The following is a 16,645-nucleotide window of genomic DNA, read 5'->3' on the forward strand; positions in this document are numbered from 1 at the left end:
TCTTGCGACGCGTGGTGCGGCGGAGCTTGTTCCCCATTCGCACCATGCTGCCACTACTGGATCCTGCGCTTATGACGCCGGTCAGGACTGGACTATCATCGGCTAGGGCGGCGGCATCAGGGCCAAGGCGGTATGGTTCGCTGGCATCGCGCGGTGGTGTGATAGGTGGCTGCAGAATAATCCGACAGCAACCGATTGCTTTGTGTAAAGGCAGCAACAATCATAGGAGACTGTCCGCAGGCATAGCCGCTCAGCGTTCCCGCACGCCGGATGATACTTTCCGTATGTGGTGGGTCGACGGGTAGGGTGCTCCCAAAGCGTCGAAAACGACATAGTCTGGATTGTTGAAGTACCCTTGTTTTCCACCTGGAGAAAATCCGGGCAAGGTCTCGTCGCGCTCGATCCTGACATCAACGCTTTGGCTTGCGGTAATGTCGAGAGGAGTGATCTCAATCTTCCACCGGCCTGCCCGGGCCAAGTCCGATGCGGATAGGCTTGCAGTTGGGTTTAAGCTAAAAGTAATTAGCCCACGTTGGGTTTCCCCATGTTCAAAACTGTAAGCTAAACGGGCAAGTTCCCTTCCTGTCCCGTCACACAATTGTTGATGCGTATTTCCACCCACCACAACAGGATCACTTGTCGGGCCACCGGGCACTGTGGCGCGGATGCTCACAAAGGGTGGGATTGATGCTGCGCCGCTATAGGGCATCCACATCTGCACGTGGCTAGCGGTTCGGTCATCTGGCTGCGCAACGAAATCGAGCGTTCTTGATTTGCTGCCAGCCCTTTGTCAAATGCCAGTTTGGCATGTATGCGTTGCAGGTTTCCATTGCCGGCAGGTAACACCAATCGCATCTCTTGTTCGAATTTACGCGGTGATTCATCCCCAAGAAACTGCGCGATCACCCGATCTATTGGGCCCGTACCGTCATGGGGTCCACCAAAGTTTCCATAGCTGAAATTCACAACCACCGGAGGTCGTTTTCGGTCAGGTAAACGAAATTGGGCGGCTTGGCGCTGTATTCGTTTGAGCGCCAGTATCAGGCTTGGCAAAGTGCTCTGTCCCGTCGAGTCTTGGGTGACATGTGACGGAAGTAGTGCGCAAATGATCGGGCGGTCGGGCGGTGGTTGTGACATCGAGTAGCCCGTAGCCAACGCCATAACATGGGTCCCATGCGATCTGCGTAATGCAACCGCTGATACCTCGTTGTCATGGGCATCAAACAACCCCACGCTTGCGTAGAACTTCTGCTCGTCCAGCAGATCGTTGGTGGTGCAGGTTTTTAATAGATCGTCAATCGCAGCCTTATCGTAAGTTCTGCCATATGTCTTGTCCCTGCCTGAGCGGTTGGGCTTGACCGTCAGAATATTCGCAAATGCAACGCGGGTCGACGTCAGGCCATCTCGGAACAGGTTGTGCGCAAATGCAATGCTGTCGTCGATAACGGCAGTGATAATTGTGCCCTTAGAAACGGGTATCTTTGCCGAAGGGACCTCTTCGATCTGGGCGCTAAAATCCAAGAGTTCCGGATCGATGATACTGCCCAGGTGCACCCCTGTAACCGAGAAATTTGCTCCGTTCTGATTTAGAGAACTTAGCAAGATCCGCCGCGCAAAAATTGCAACAATTTGACGGCTCGATACTTGTGCGCGGTCATAGTGATCATAGTCGTTGGGGATAAGTAAATCCTGCGGATATGAGGCCAGTACCTGTGCCTCAAAGTCGTTGATACTGATCCCAGACAAGTCAACCAATGCGGACCACCAAATTGACTCGGGGTCGGTGGGGTAATGATTGGTGCTTCGTGACAGACGAAAGTCCGTCACTTGATTGCCTGCGTGCATGTTGCGAACAGTTTTCCAATGCAAGGCCATGCTCACTCCATTTCAAAGAAATTTATGTGCGGTTCAGGGCAGATTGTGGTCAAACGTTTTGCCACTCGCTTTGTGCTTTCTTCCAAAGCCATGCGAGGGGACGCGACACCATTTCAGAGGTCGTTGTTTGATTGACCGCCGTCGCCCACGGATCCGATTTTGGTCCAGAGATTTTGCGTTGAAGATCATCTTCCGCCAGATAAAGTGTGTGCCAATCGAAATCGTCTGCCGCAGGAAATGCCGTGCCATGGAAGTTTGCGCTGGTCAAATGTCCAACAGTCGGATCGCAAAGCGCGTGGATATAGTCCGCCAGAGTGAGGCCCAGAATTGCGCCGACCGCACTGTCCATCGGGAAATGCACCCCGGCAATTGTCCTATTTATCGCAATGCGCGACGCCAAACGCATGCACATCTCCCCAAACACCGTCCTGTCTATATTGCTTTGCATCCGACGAGCGCAGAAGCTTCCATAGTATTCGGGCTGTAATAAAGGCCTCAGTGGCATGCCCGCTAGGCAGTGATCCATGCGTCGGAGTCATGATAACCGGCTGAACTTGAGGCGAAAATTCGACCGGTCGCTTTGCGGCGATACCGTATTTCATGCGCATTCCACAGTAATTTGTGAATCGTAACGCAGCCGATAATAGCTCCAATGTGTATGGTGTTCGTGCAGGGTCCATAAACGCAATGGACGCCAAAAATGGCGAAATCATACTGGTTTGTTGCAAAATTTCAGCGGCCCTGTCGGCCCGCAAATCCGCATAGGCAGTCAGGTATGCCATTTGCTGTTTGAACTGCATTATGGTCGGTGCGGTAAGGGATACTAAGGGAGTATCATGTGGCTTGGGTGGGCCTTCGGCGCCAGTGTCCAGTCGCCAAAGATTGGCGGTTGCAGTGTCGCCTTGGGTCTCAGAAAATGCCACACGTGTGCCCATTTCAAACATAAATAGACTGGCCCGAACATCCGGAGAAAGACGTACAAGGTTTTTGGTGTCATTTGGACTGCCAGGACGAATATCTGGATCAAAATCCAATGGAGCGCCAACAATTCCATCACGTGAATTAAGCAGAGCATCAGCTGTTAGCGGGCTTTCAGTTACACCAAAACTGTTGAAGCTGTTGAAACTATTAAAGCTGTTAAAGCTATTGAAACTGTTAAAGCTATTTTCGGGTGAGCCTTTGGATGAAATAGAAATAGTGGCATCTCCTCAATTTTCATTTTAGAAATTTAGTCAGGATGGAACGCCGATCTCTTGCAAAGTTGCAGCAAATTTCCGGCCAACTTCATATTCGGAGCTCGGTGAGTTTTTCAGCCAACCACTAACAGTTAGCCCAGGTTGTATTATTAATAATTCATTAACTGTATCTTTGGCATCTTTTTCAAGTCCAAAACGTTTCTGAGCCACAGATTTGATCCGTAGAGTGGAGGCATGAGATCGATTTAAACGCAAAGAAGCATCGGCAAGTTCAATTGCCTTTTCCCAATTTTCGGCGGCCAAATAAGCCCCGGAGCCAAGTGCCAAGTAAATGAAACTATGTGGGTCGAGAGGTGCCAGATGCATTGCATGGTCTGTATCTTTGACGGCTTGGACACCTTTGCCTTGAAACGCGTATAGAGTTCCTCGCAGTAGTCTCCCGTACGGATCGTTGGGATTTGCCATTAAAGCGGCGTCGTACCGATCTTTGGCCCGACCGAGATCTCGAAATAGGTTAGTGAACACAGCACCTTCGCTGACCAATGCCAAAGTACACTCCGGATCGACTTCAAGCGCCCGCGACGAAAACTGCAATGCTGCAGCCCCTTGCTCGAATGGAGTGTCAGTCCATCCTTGCTGAACCAACAAGACATACCAGCGTGCGATCCAGGACAGAACGACCGGATGGTCTGGAGTGCGAGCAATCAGTTCATCCAGCATCGCCCGCGCTGTTTGAAAATCTGACCATGACAATCTATGCATGAAGGAAATAGCGGCGTTTAACAGCGAATAATTCTTAAGTGAATGTAGTGGTTTAGATCGAACTTGTATCGCCTCATTTACGCTAATGGCCCTGCGCAAACGGTTCACCACCCTATTGCTAATTTCATCGTTGCCGATCCATTCCTCGAGGGGGAGAGAGAGAGGTTCAGCCCAAAGAACCGTTCCTGAAGTGACATCAACGAACTCAAACTTAACAACAAGGGCTGTGCCGTAGGCGAAACAGTTCCCTGTTAGAACAAAGTCTGCGTTTAAGGCCTTTGCAATGGTCGCCATAGGGGGGGAGACGGCTTGGAAACCAAGCGTTGAAAGTCTCGAGATTACGTTGATGTCGGCGGCTTGCGACAACGCAAAAATTATATCATCGGCCAAAATGGCTCTCAGAGCATTGTTTTCCGGTGATCCATTTCGCATTTTCAGCGGTAGTACTGCCACTGTTGGAAGGACGTCGCCTGCGGCAGTCCGCATGGCCGAGTGACGGGACATCGCGTATGGATGGACCTTAAATGCCCGGACGAAATCGCCTTTCCCATCAGGAACGCATGGGCCGAGATCTTCAAAATCACATTCAAGACTATTGTAAAGGAGATCCCTGATATCAACAGTCACGATCAGGATGTCTGGGTTCAGAGCGTTGGCAAGCGTCCCCAAGGGCACATCTCGTTGAGGTGCCAATACGTCAATTTCCATTCGCAATGGGCCTGCTGACAAGTCAAATGCGCGCTGTGTGAGTGCCTGCGCACAGCGCACCGCCTCAATTGGGGTCGCAAAGGTCAAAATAACGGCGTCATTTTCGATGGGTTGTGTTTTGATTGGCCAGTGGAGGATTGTGACTGGATCAAGAATGTCCACCAACCTGCGCGTAGCCAGAGGCTGAAAGTCCCTGCTTATGTACAAGACAGCTGGCACTTCTTGCGAGCCCCATTGATCAAAATCTATTTTGGGCGTGATGTCAGGATGTCGCCGATCCTCAGCCGTATCGCTGCTCACTGGGGCACCCAAAAGTATATATCCTTGTTTGGGTACCGTACGTAGAATATTCCGGTCGCTGTCTTTCAAATGTTTGCGGATATCTGCGATGCACTGAGTTAAACTATCGTCGGTGACGCTAACATCTGGCCATATGGCAGCAATCAGATCGTTTTTGGTAACCAATTTCCCAAGGTGTTCAGCCAGAATCTTCAGAACATGTGCAGACTGCGGTCTCAGTCGAATAGGACTGCCCGCAAGGTCCGTCAATAAGCGCAATGTGATATTATATCTGCAGATCCCAAGGCGAATTTGATTAGGGCTCGTGGTAACTTCTGGCAATAACATCTCCCTTTAACTATTTGACTTTATTTAGTAATTGATCAATTTTGGATGAGCGACATCAGTAACATGCAAAATAGGCCGCGCGCGCATTGTTTTCATGATTTCAGATAGCAAAGGCAGCTTAGCGCATAATATTTTAAAGCCATCTGCTTGAATATCAACACAACCAAAAGATATTTATACTTTAAGCTGAAGTGAACGCTGTACGAGACCTTTCTAATTCGTAAAGTCCTTCGAATCTAGTGCTGGATCCGCTTAAGGTTGTGCGCTGACCTTGTCCTCGACCGCAATGTTGATAATTCGTCATTGCAAAAGGGCCATTCATCCGACGTTATCGTATGAATGGTGTGAATCGTGCGGATAGTGCTTGCGCAATCCGATATCGCTTTTGGGGTATTGTCGGGCTACTACTGAACACGGGTTGCAAGTAGATGAGGTGTCCCGTCTGTTGTTAGATCCGGGTCGTTAGCCGATATCCCAAATGATAAAATAGCCGCGCGAAAGTGACCGCACGGTTTTCGATCCAAGTTATGCGCTCGGTTGTGAATAGGGCGTCGCCTTCTGAGCTGTCTAGAAATTCAGCGATTTCTTTTGTGGCCCGGCTGGCTGCAAACGTGATTTCGGCATTGGTCAGCGGCACTTCGCTGAGCAACCATTCGTTGGGGCCAACGTCCTTAAAATCAATCTGTGCGGCGCTGCCAACAACTTCGAGGTTTATCCAGCGGTCTTCGAATTGATAGGGTTTGTTGTTGTGATAATGCATGCATTGCAGGTGTAACGCTTGGTCGCCTTCGGACATGGCTAATTTTGCGCGTAGCCAGCTGGGTACGTCGGATTGGACCCGCTTCACCAATGCATATCGATAGACCCCGCCTGTTTGTTCAATCTCGTCGCGGATGACGGGTATATCAAATTTAGCACGCGGTGTTGGCGACAGTTTTACAAGAGTTCCCGCTTTGCGCTTTCGTTCAAGAATTCCTTCTTCGGCAAGTTCGCGCATCGCTCGATTTACAGTTGCACGCGCGCATCCAAACAGTTCGGCCAGCTCAACTTCGCCCGGGATAATGGTGCCAGGGGCCCAAGTGCTGTCGCGGATTGACTGAAGAACCTTTGCCTTTACGGATTGATAACTGACTCTCGCTGCCTGGCCCATGTCTCAACCCTGTATCTCTATTCATAATTGGATTAGGTATATACCTAACGCAAGTCACACTTGAGGCCAAGATGAAGATTATTTCTCCCAATCAGCAGCGGCCTGTGGCATGGAAAAACGGCAATGGAATTACGCGCGAGATTGCGCAATTTCCAGCAAGCCAACCTTATAACTGGCGTCTTAGTATTGCGGAAATGGATGGGCGTGCTGAATTCTCAACATTTCCTGGTTTAAGGCGTGTTCTAACTGTAATTGCCGGGCAGGGGATGGTTTTGGAACACCCACTGGACAGATCGAAGTGAACCCTTACGAACCGGTTGTTTTGATGGCAATCTAAAGGTTGATGCCACGCTCAACGACGGTCCTGTGCAAAACTTCAATCTAATCTATAACCCTGAACGCCTGCGTACGGATTTTCAGGTTCTAACTGGGCGGCACAGCTTGCAGCTGCCGAACTGTCCAGGCCGCACCGTGGTGTTCTATGTTATCCAGGGCAATGCAACCTTTGACGGGTCATCCCTAAGGGGGTGAAACAGCGATTTCGGTTGAGACCGCTGAGACAACTTGTACATTGGAGGCCGGTATAGGAATGCTATTTACTCTAGACAAAATCTAAAGATCTTTCAGCAAGTCCCTAATGGCAGCTTTGTAGTTTCCTGTGATTTCATCGGCGTGAATGTGGTGCCGACCTTGCACCTGGTGGCGTCCGGCAGACCAGACATCTGTCACCACTGAATCCTTTGCGGCAAAGACAAGCCCATCCAACAGCTGATCATCTGACAAAGCGCATAGCGTCGCATCCTGGCTGTCGATCGCCACCAGATCGGCCAGCGCGCCGATTTGGATTTCACCGCTGTTACGACCTATGGCCTGCGCGCCGCCTTTTGCCGCTCCGGTATATAGCGCGCGGCCGGTCGAGCCTGCACCATCGACCAGAACATTTCGTTCCTGATGCTTTAGACGTTGCGAATACTCCAGGGTACGGAGCTCCTCGGTCAGGGAAATATTGACGTTTGAATCCGATCCAATACCAAATGTGCCCTGCGCGGCCAGGTACTCGAATCCGTTGAACGCGCCATCGCCAAGGTTGGCCTCGGTGATTGGGCAAAGCCCGGCAACGGCACCGCTTTTCGCCATATCTGCCGTTTCGTAAGCTGTCATATGGGTTGCGTGGACCAGACACCAAGTGGCGTCCACCTGAGCGTTGTCCAGCAACCATTCAATAGGGCGTGCGCCAAGCGTCGATTTGATTTCTTCGACCTCTTTGACCTGCTCGGCAATGTGAATATGGATCGGGCAATCTGAGTGACGGGCCAGGACATCAGCCAGATCGGCGGGAGAGGTCGCGCGCAGCGAATGCGGGGCGATGCCCACACGGGTGTCGGCATGCGCGCCAGCAATGGCGGTGTTGGATCGGGCGACGATGTCCGAAAATGTGTCAACAGAATTTGAAAACCGCAGTTGCCCGCCTTCAAGGGCGCGGCCGTCTGCCCCACCATAGGTGTAGAGGACCGGCAAGTGGGTTAATCCAATTCCGGTGTCTTTGCGGCCTCGATCACGCGCAGGGAAAGTTCGGCTGGGTCGGCGTAATGCTGCCCTCCTGCCTGGTGATGCACATAATGAAATTCACCAACCGAGGCATAGTACCATTTGCATTTCCATAAAGGTCTGCGCGGCAAAGGCCTGGACGTGCTCAGGTGTGAGGCGGTCCAGAAAGCGATACATCAAAGAGCGCCAGGTCCAAAACTCTCACGTCCTTGGGCTCGGTATTCCGTCATGCCTGCCATTGCCCGTTGAAAGCTGTGGCTATGCAGGTTGGCCAGCGCGGGCAGCAAGCTGTCCACCTGATAGTCACCGGTCTCAGCTGTTGTATTTGGTGTGATCGACTGGATGTGACCATCTTTGACGGTGACGCGAACATTCCGGCTCCAACCGTCCTGACAATAGGCACGTTGCGCAAAAAGTTTCATGGGCATCTTTTTATGAATGGACATAATAACTATAAGGGCATACAAACTGCATTGCAAGACGAACTGAAAGTGGGACTTCAGCATGACCTGTACTCTTTAGAAAACTGCCACATTGCCACATTGGCCAATAACGACACGCCCTATGGTCTGGTTGAAAACGCGGCCTGTTTGATCGACGACGGTATAATCACATGGGTTGGCGACAGGCGCGAGTTAGGCAACGATGCGCAGTGGGATCAGGTGCTTGACCTAGGTGGGCGCATGGTGACCCCGGCGTTGATCGACTGTCATACCCATATTGTTCATGGTGGCGATCGGGCGCAGGAATTCGAAATGCGCTTGAATGGTGCGTCATACGAAGAGGTCGCACGGGCAGGGGGGGGAATCATCTCCACTGTCACCGCGACCCGCGATGCCGACGACGCGTCACTACTGGCCTCGGCCTTGCCGCGTGTTGATGCGATGATCGCCGAGGGTGTTACGCTTATTGAAATCAAATCCGGCTACGGGCTGACGCAAGACTCCGAACTGCGGGTGTTGCGTGTGGCACGTCAGATTACGCAGCATCGCCCGGTTGAGGTGCGCACGACCTATCTGGGTGCTCATGCGGTGCCAGCAGAATATGCCGACCGCGCTGACGCCTATATTGACGATGTCTGTATTCCAACCTTACGACTGGCACATGAGCAAGGATTGGTGGATGCGGTAGACGCCTTTTGCGAAGGCATCGCATTTGACACACATCAGGTGGCACGGGTGTTTGACGTCGCCAAAGAGCTTGGCTTGCAGATCAAAATTCACGCCGAACAACTGTCAAACCTTGGTGGGACCGCGATGGCGGCAGGCTACGGTGCGCTGTCTGCCGATCACATCGAATATCTGGACGAAACAGGTGTGCAGGCCATGGCAGCGGCCGACGTTACTGCGGTCATTCTGCCAGGAGCTTTTTACACGCTACGTGAAACCCAACAGCCTCCCGTTGCGGTATTGCGCAAACATGGCGTGCCGATGGCCGTGGCTACGGATGCCAACCCCGGGTCTTCACCGATGACTTCTATTCTGCTGGCAATGAACATGGCTTGCACGCTGTTCCGCTTGACCCCCGAAGAGGCTTTGCTGGGCACAACGCGCCACGCGGCGGGCGCCTTGGGGCTGTCAGATCGGGGCATGGTCGCTGCCGGTATGCGGGCTGATCTGGCTGTCTGGAATATCAAACACCCATCCGAGCTTGCATATCGCATCGGGTTCAATCCACTTCATCAACGCATTTTCGGAGGCCGACTGTGATGTCCCTCATACTGACACCCGGTTCCGTCGGGCTAGAGCAACTTTCGGCAGTTTTCTGGGACGAGGCAAGTGTCACCCTAGATCCCGCCTGCCGTGGCGGTGTCGAAGAGGCCGCCCGTCGAATTGATGCCGCTGCACAAGGCGATGTGCCTGTTTATGGGGTGAACACCGGATTCGGAAAGCTGGCCAGCCTGAAGATTGAGAGCAAAGATACTGCGACACTGCAGCGCAATCTTATCCTGTCGCATTGTTGCGGTGTGGGCGAGGCCATTTCGCCGCGAATGTCCCGGCTGATCATGACGCTCAAACTGTTGTCATTGGGCCGCGGTGCATCGGGTGTGCGTTGGGAACTGATAGAGCTGTTGCAAGACATGCTGGCCCGCGGCGTAACTCCGGTTATTCCGGCGCAGGGTTCGGTTGGGGCCTCGGGTGATCTGGCGCCGCTTGCGCATATGACTGCGGTCATTATCGGGTCTGGCGAGGCGATCTATAACGGCGAAATCATGCCCGGTGCCGTGGCCTTGGAAAAGGCTGGCCTGACACCAATTCAGCTGGGCCCCAAAGAGGGCTTGGCCTTTATCAATGGCACCCAATATTCCACAGCCTTTGCGCTGGCCGGTCTGTTCAAGGCTTGGCGTGCGGCAAAGACCGCATTGGTGACATCGTCGCTGTCGACAGATGCCATCATGGGTTCCACCGCGCCGCTACAACCGGAAATTCACAGCCTGCGCGGCCATGCGGGACAAATGCAGGCGGCGTCAGAAATGCGCGCTCTGCTTGACGGGTCTGAAATCCGCGAAAGCCACCGCGAAGGGGACAGCCGGGTGCAGGACCCTTATTGCATTCGCTGTCAGCCACAGGTGACCGGCGCGGCGATGGATGTTTTGCGTCAGGCCGCGATGACCCTGGAGATCGAGGCCAATGCGGCAACGGACAATCCACTTGTTCTGACCGAGGCCGACATGATTGTCTCGGGCGGGAATTTCCATGCGGAACCGGTTGGATTTGCGGCGGATATGATTGCCTTGGCAGTCTCGGAGATTGGTGCCATCGCACAACGTCGCATAGCATTGATGGTAGATCCGACGCTTAGCTTTGATCTGCCGCCCTTCCTGACGCCAAACCCAGGTCTGAATTCAGGATTGATGATCGCAGAGGTCACAACCGCCGCATTGATGAGCGAAAATAAGCATCTGGCCAATCCTTGTGTTACCGATTCAACGCCAACCTCGGCCAATCAGGAAGACCATGTTTCGATGGCGGCGCATGGGGCGTTCCGGTTGCAGAAGATGGCGAAGAACTTGAATTACATCCTTGGGGTGGAGCTGCTCTGTGCCGCACAGGGGGTGGAATTCCGTGCTCCTTTGAAAACCAGTTCCGCGCTGCAGTCGGCCATTGATCGGCTGCGCGAGGATGTACCGACACTGGAAGATGACCGGTATCTCGCGCCCGACCTAGAGGCAGCACAGGTGATAGTGACCTCCGGCGTGCTGGCGCAGTCCGCTGGTGTGAACACAATGGTGACTGTCTAATGGATGTCTTCACTGTCCTGCCCGGCGACAGCCCCGTTGTATTGGCACAGCCCCACGGTGGCACCTTTGTCCCCGATGCTTTGAACAATCGCTTGAACTCGCGGGGCAGGGGGCTGGACGATACCGATTGGCACATCACCCGTCTGTACGAGGGCTTGTTGCCGAGTGCGACGGTGGTGAAATCCAACGTGCACCGTTACGTGATTGACGCCAACCGCGATCCTGCAGGACACTCGCTGTATCCAGGTCAAAACACCACAACCCTGTGCCCGCTGACCGATTTTGACGGTGCGGATATCTGGCAGTTGGGCCAACAGCCGTCACCAGACGAGATTGAAAGCCGCCGACAGACATTTCATGCGCCTTATCACGCGGCGTTGGAACAGGAACTGGCACGGGTTCACGCCAAGCATGGCATAGCGGTGCTGTTTGACTGCCACTCCATCAGGTCCACCATTCCATTCTTGTTCGACGGTGAACTGCCGATTTACAATGTTGGCACAAATCTGGGCCAAACCTGTGATCCGGAAATTGAGCGCCTGACCCATCAGACATGCCTAACGGCCCAGCCTGACAGCACCGTCCTAAATGGGCGCTTCAAAGGCGGCTGGACAACGCGTCACTACGGTCAGCTGCAAAACCACTATCACGCCATTCAAATGGAGACCTCGCAACGCGCCTATATGGATGAGACCGCACCGTGGACTTTTCGCCCCGAAAAAGCAGCACAACCGCGCGCCGTGCTGCAAGACATTCTAACGAAACTTGATCAATTCGCCCGCTCTCGGGCCGCAGCGACTTAAAGGAGCCACATATGTCAGATCGCAAAAACACTCGCGATGTTTTCCCACCGACGGGATCAGAATTGAACGCCAAAAGCTGGCTGACCGAGGCTCCATTGCGGATGCTGATGAATAATCTACATCCCGACGTCGCCGAGAACCCGCACGAGCTGGTTGTTTATGGTGGCATCGGTCGCGCCGCCCGGACATGGGCCGATTTCGACTCGATCGTGAACACGCTGAAAGACCTGGAAGACGACGAAACGCTGATCGTACAATCGGGTAAACCGATAGCGGTTGTGCAAACCCATGTGGATGCACCACGGGTTCTGATTGCTAACTCTAACCTGGTTCCGCATTGGGCCAACTGGGATCACTTCAACGAGCTCGATAAAAAAGGCTTGATGATGTACGGTCAAATGACGGCCGGGAGCTGGATCTATATCGGTTCGCAGGGTATCGTGCAGGGCACCTATGAGACCTTTGTCGAAGCGGGCCGTCAGCATTATGATGGCGATTTGACCGGCAAATGGATCTTGACTGGTGGTCTGGGTGGCATGGGTGGCGCACAGCCTTTGGCCGCAGTCATGGCCGGGGCCTGCTGTCTGGCTGTGGAATGCAATTCAGACTCGATTGATTTCCGTCTGCGCACGAAGTACGTCGACGAGCGCGCGTCCACCTTGGACGAAGCATTGGAAATGATTGAGCGCTGGACCAAAGCCGGCGAAGCAAAATCAGTTGGCCTGTTGGGCAACGCAGCTGATGTCTTTGCGGAACTCCGCAAACGCGGTGTCAGACCTGATATTGTGACCGATCAGACCTCGGCCCATGATCCGCTGCATGGCTATCTGCCACAGGGCTGGACCATGAGCGAGTGGAAGGAAAAGCAGGAAACTGCGCCAAAAGAAGTTGAAGCCGCCGCACGCGCCTCGATGCGCGTTCAGGTCGAAGCCATGGTTGGTTTCCACGCTGATGGCATTCCAACCGTCGATTACGGCAACAATATTCGTCAGGTTGCTTTGGACGAAGGCCTGGAAAACGCTTTTGATTTTCCTGGATTTGTACCCGCCTATATTCGTCCACTGTTCTGTCAGGGCATCGGCCCCTTTCGCTGGGTGGCTTTGTCCGGAGATCCGGAAGATATTTATAAGACGGATCAGAAGGTCAAAGAGCTGCTGCCGGATAATAAGCACCTGCACAATTGGCTGGACATGGCCCGTGATCGCATCGCGTTCCAGGGTCTGCCAGCGCGGATTTGTTGGGTCGGTCTGGGCGATCGTCACCGCCTTGGACTGGCGTTTAATGAGATGGTCAAAAACGGCGAGCTTAGCGCCCCAGTTGTGATCGGGCGAGACCACTTGGACAGCGGCTCGGTTGCTTCTCCGAACCGGGAAACAGAGGCGATGATGGATGGATCCGACGCTGTTTCCGACTGGCCGCTGCTGAACGCGCTGGTCAATACCGCCTCAGGCGCCACCTGGGTCAGCCTGCATCACGGTGGTGGCGTTGGGATGGGCTTCAGCCAGCACTCGGGTGTTGTAATCTGCGCCGACGGTACTGATGCAGCTGCCAAACGGATCGAGCGGGTTCTGTGGAACGATCCGGCCTCTGGTGTTTGGCGTCATGCGGATGCGGGCTATGAGCTGGCAGTGGAATGCGCCCGTGAAAAGGGTCTGAAACTGCCCCGCATCTTGGGCAACTAATCTGTCTGATCTATGGGCCGCGGCACTGCGGCCCATACGCTTGGCTACAGTTTGATCCAAGCGGTCTTTAGATTGATGTACTTTTCAATCGCATGCAGCGATTTGTCCGATCCATTTCCGGACTGGCCAACACCACCTAAAGGCACGGTGCCATCCGCGCCACCATAGGTGTTCACATGCATCACGCCCGTACGCACGTCGCGAACCATCCGGTGGGCGCGGCTTAGGTTGGATGTCCAGACAGCACCCGCCAGGCCGTAAACCGTGGAATTGGCAATGCGCACGGCATCGTCGTCGTCGATGAATGGCGTCACGCCTAGAACTGGCCCAAAGACCTCCTCTTGCGCCAATGTCGCATTTTTGGTTACGTCGGTTACAATCGTGGGGGCCATGTAATAGCCGCCAGTGTCTTGCAGGATACGGTCGCCACCGGTGACAATCTTGCCACCCTCACGCGTTGCAGTTTCCACAAATCCAAGATTTTGCTTTAACTGAGTTTCTGAATTCACCGCGCCAATAGCCGTTGTCAGATCTAAAGGGTCACCAACCTTCATGGCCTCAGCAGCCTTGGTGATCGCGGCAACAAATTCGTCATGAATAGAAGATTGAACCAGCAATCGAGATGCCGCGACACAGACCTGCCCAGCATTGCGAAAGATGGCTCCAGCTGCGACCTTGGCGGCCTCGTCCAGATTGGGCGCATCTGCGAAGATGATGTTGGGAGACTTTCCGCCCAATTCCAAATAGACCCGCTTCATGTTTGAGCGCGCGGAATATTCCATCAAACGACGCCCGGTGCGCCCCGACCCGGTGAACGCCAAGACATCCACGTCCATCGACAGGCCCATGGCCTCGCCGACGACAGCACCTTCACCGGTGATGGCGTTCAAAACACCCGGTGGTAATCCCGCCTCAAGTGCCAGATCCGCCATCCGCATCAGCGACAAGGACGCTGTTTCTGCAGGCTTCAAGACGACCGAATTGCCCATCGCCAGTGCAGGAGCCAGTTTCCATGCGCCGATCATCAATGGGAAGTTCCATGGGATGATGGCGCCTACCACACCGACAGGTTCCTTGTGGATCATGCCCAGAATATCCGAGGACGTTGGCGCAATCTCTCCGTAAATCTTGTCCAGTGCTTCGGCGTAATAGCGGATCGTGCCGGCGGCTGATCCTGGTTCCGCCTTGATTGCCATGCCGATCTCGGTACCATTGTCGCGCACACCCAAAACGGCAAGCTCTAGGGCGTTGGCCTCGATCAAGTCCGCCCATTTCAGCAGGACCTTTTTGCGCGCTGCCGGTGACTGGCCAGCCCAACGCCGATCTTCAAACGCGGTGCGCGCGGATGCAATTGCCACTTCCATGTCGGCGGCTGTGCCCCGTGCGACCTGAGTCAGAACCTGACCATCGATGGGCGAGGTGATGTCCATTGTGCCGCCGTCGGATCTTAGCACATGTTTGCCCTCGATCAGATGCGAAAAGGCGCTGACGGGATGCGCCCGAAGCGCGTCGATTTTGGTCTGGTTCATGGGGTCTACCGTGTATGACTGTCGTGGAGATCGTGGTCCTCTTCAGGCTGGTAGGCCCGATATTCTTTGACCAGCGTGCGAATGTGCAGCGCTAATACGATGAGGATGATAGCGAAGAGGATGAAGGTAATTGGGCGGTCGATCATATCGAATGGTGTCTTAAGACGCGGCAAAGCAGAGCGCAGCTTGACCTCCATGATGCCCCCCAAGACCATTCCAAGAATGATCGGCACAATCGGCAGATTCAGACGTTTCAAAATCAGCCCAAACACCCCAAAACCTGCAGAAATCATGCAATCCGTCAATGAGTTGCGCAGCGAGTAGACGCCAACAAAGGACAGGATCAGGATCATCACACCCAGGAATCGTGTCGGAACCCGAATGATTTTCGTCAGCAGGTTGGTAGAAAACAGCAGGAAAACCATCACGATCACATTCAGCAGGATCAGTGCGAAATACAGGCCGTATACCAGGTCAATGTTGTTCTGGAACAGCTGCGGTCCGGGGATGACGTTGTGGACGTAGAACACCGACAGCATCATCGCGGTCAATGCCTCGCCCGGAATACCCAGGGCCAAAAGCGGTATCATGGCAGCTGCGGGAACCGCATTGTTCGCGGCCTCGGATGCAATCAGACCCTCGGGCGATCCTTTGCCGAATTTCTCTGGGTTCTTGGACGTCTTCTGGGCGTAGGTGTAGCTCATAAACTGGGCGGTGAATTCTCCTGTGCCGGGGATCATGCCAAGGATAACACCAAAGTAAGCCGCGACACTGGCCACGCGTTTGTGTTTCATCAACTCTTTGATGCCTGCGGTCATTTTTCCAGTAACAGGTTTGGCATCAGGGCTGCTGTCCGGAGCGGTGAGCAGCACGAATGCCTGGCTAAGCGCAAACAGGCCAAGGACAACGACAATCAGGTTGATGCCTGAGCTGAGGAACGAATAACCGAAGGTATAGCGCTGTGTATAAGTCACGGCATCCAAGCCGACAGTTTGCAAAAAGATACCGAACATTGCCAACAAACCGGCTGCAAAAATTTGACCGCGGTGGGCAAGAATGACAAGTATAATGCCCAGCAGCGCGGCCAGGAAAATCTCACGCGATCCGAACATGGGCGCTATCAACGCAAGCACGGGTGAGAGCAATATCAGGCAAATGATACCAAAAATTCCGCCAAAAAATGACGCGCTATAGGCCAGTGACACGGCGCGGTGGGCCTCGCCTTTTTAGTCATCGGGTAGCCGTCATAAGACGTCAATGCGTTCACGGCTGTTCCGGGCGTATTTATCAACACAGCAGGAATTGCGCCGCCATACATTGATGATCCGTAGATGCCGAGCAGCATGGTCAGACCCACAATTGGATCAAGCGAGAAGGTCGCGGGCAGCAGAATTGCAATGGCGACTGCGGGGCCAACTCCGGGGATCGCGCCAATGATCACGCCACCAATAGAGCCCACAAACAGGGCCATCATGACATCCCAACGGGCCAACATTTCGGCGCCAGCTATTAGGTTTTCCATCG

Annotated in this window: 11 protein-coding genes and 2 pseudogenes; 6 read left to right on the forward strand and 7 right to left on the reverse strand. The window is 53.7% G+C overall.

Annotation, left to right across the window (positions count from 1 at the left end):
• Positions 1 to 669: 669 nt before the first annotated feature.
• The 4 genes from EBB79_RS22920 to EBB79_RS22935 all read right to left on the reverse strand — a co-directional run bounded on the left by EBB79_RS22920 (position 670) and on the right by EBB79_RS22935 (position 6,318).
• Positions 670 to 1,875, reverse strand: coding sequence for a S8/S53 family peptidase (locus EBB79_RS22920; protein WP_127751362.1), 1,206 nt, complete (start codon positions 1,873 to 1,875; stop codon positions 670 to 672).
• Between the two features lie 49 nt (positions 1,876 to 1,924).
• Positions 1,925 to 2,401, reverse strand: coding sequence for a hypothetical protein (locus tag EBB79_RS22925; RefSeq protein ID WP_127751363.1), 477 nt, complete (start codon positions 2,399 to 2,401; stop codon positions 1,925 to 1,927).
• Between the two features lie 706 nt (positions 2,402 to 3,107).
• Complete coding sequence (locus EBB79_RS22930; RefSeq protein WP_164860908.1) at positions 3,108 to 5,162, reverse strand: winged helix-turn-helix domain-containing tetratricopeptide repeat protein; 2,055 nt, start codon at positions 5,160 to 5,162, stop codon at positions 3,108 to 3,110.
• A 454-nt stretch (positions 5,163 to 5,616) separates the two neighbouring features.
• Positions 5,617 to 6,318, reverse strand: a complete 702-nt coding sequence (locus tag EBB79_RS22935) for a GntR family transcriptional regulator (RefSeq protein ID WP_127751365.1) — start codon at positions 6,316 to 6,318, stop codon at positions 5,617 to 5,619.
• 71 nt (positions 6,319 to 6,389) lie between these two features.
• Between EBB79_RS22935 and EBB79_RS22940 the strand changes: the two genes are divergently transcribed.
• Both EBB79_RS22940 and EBB79_RS25760 read left to right on the forward strand, forming a co-directional pair.
• Positions 6,390 to 6,620: a HutD family protein gene (locus EBB79_RS22940; RefSeq protein WP_127751366.1), complete on the forward strand. Its 231-nt coding sequence runs from the start codon at positions 6,390 to 6,392 to the stop codon at positions 6,618 to 6,620.
• A complete protein-coding gene (locus tag EBB79_RS25760; protein ID WP_127751367.1) occupies positions 6,571 to 6,849 on the forward strand; it encodes a HutD family protein in 279 nt (92 codons plus the stop codon). Before EBB79_RS22940 ends, EBB79_RS25760 begins: the two co-directional genes overlap by 50 nt.
• Before the next feature lie 81 nt (positions 6,850 to 6,930).
• On the opposite strand, the pseudogene EBB79_RS22950 reads toward EBB79_RS25760, so the two are convergent.
• Positions 6,931 to 8,288, reverse strand: a pseudogene (locus tag EBB79_RS22950) (formimidoylglutamate deiminase).
• A 12-nt stretch (positions 8,289 to 8,300) separates the two neighbouring features.
• On the opposite strand from EBB79_RS22950, the gene hutI reads away from it, so the two are divergent.
• From hutI to hutU, 4 genes are read left to right on the forward strand one after another with little or no spacing between them, the layout of a single operon-like run.
• A complete protein-coding gene (gene hutI, locus EBB79_RS22955; protein ID WP_127751368.1) occupies positions 8,301 to 9,575 on the forward strand; it encodes an imidazolonepropionase in 1,275 nt (424 codons plus the stop codon).
• Entirely contained in the window at positions 9,575 to 11,107 is a 1,533-nt protein-coding gene (gene hutH / locus EBB79_RS22960) for a histidine ammonia-lyase (protein ID WP_420850424.1), read from the forward strand. The genes hutI and hutH overlap by 1 nt, the downstream gene beginning before the upstream one ends.
• Positions 11,107 to 11,910: an N-formylglutamate deformylase gene (gene hutG / locus EBB79_RS22965; RefSeq protein ID WP_127751370.1), complete on the forward strand. Its 804-nt coding sequence runs from the start codon at positions 11,107 to 11,109 to the stop codon at positions 11,908 to 11,910. The genes hutH and hutG overlap by 1 nt, the downstream gene beginning before the upstream one ends.
• A gap of 11 nt (positions 11,911 to 11,921) precedes the next feature.
• Entirely contained in the window at positions 11,922 to 13,592 is a 1,671-nt protein-coding gene (gene hutU / locus EBB79_RS22970; RefSeq protein WP_127751371.1) for a urocanate hydratase, read from the forward strand.
• A gap of 44 nt (positions 13,593 to 13,636) precedes the next feature.
• Here hutU and EBB79_RS22975 read toward each other — a convergent pair whose 3' ends face one another.
• Together EBB79_RS22975 and EBB79_RS22980 are read right to left on the reverse strand one after the other, a co-directional pair.
• Entirely contained in the window at positions 13,637 to 15,121 is a 1,485-nt protein-coding gene (locus tag EBB79_RS22975; RefSeq protein ID WP_127751372.1) for an aldehyde dehydrogenase, read from the reverse strand.
• A 5-nt stretch (positions 15,122 to 15,126) separates the two neighbouring features.
• Positions 15,127 to 16,643, reverse strand: a pseudogene (locus tag EBB79_RS22980) (tripartite tricarboxylate transporter permease).
• Positions 16,644 to 16,645: the final 2 nt, after the last annotated feature.

This window comes from Parasedimentitalea marina, assembly GCF_004006175.1.
In the GTDB taxonomy this organism is placed as follows: domain Bacteria; phylum Pseudomonadota; class Alphaproteobacteria; order Rhodobacterales; family Rhodobacteraceae; genus Parasedimentitalea; species Parasedimentitalea marina.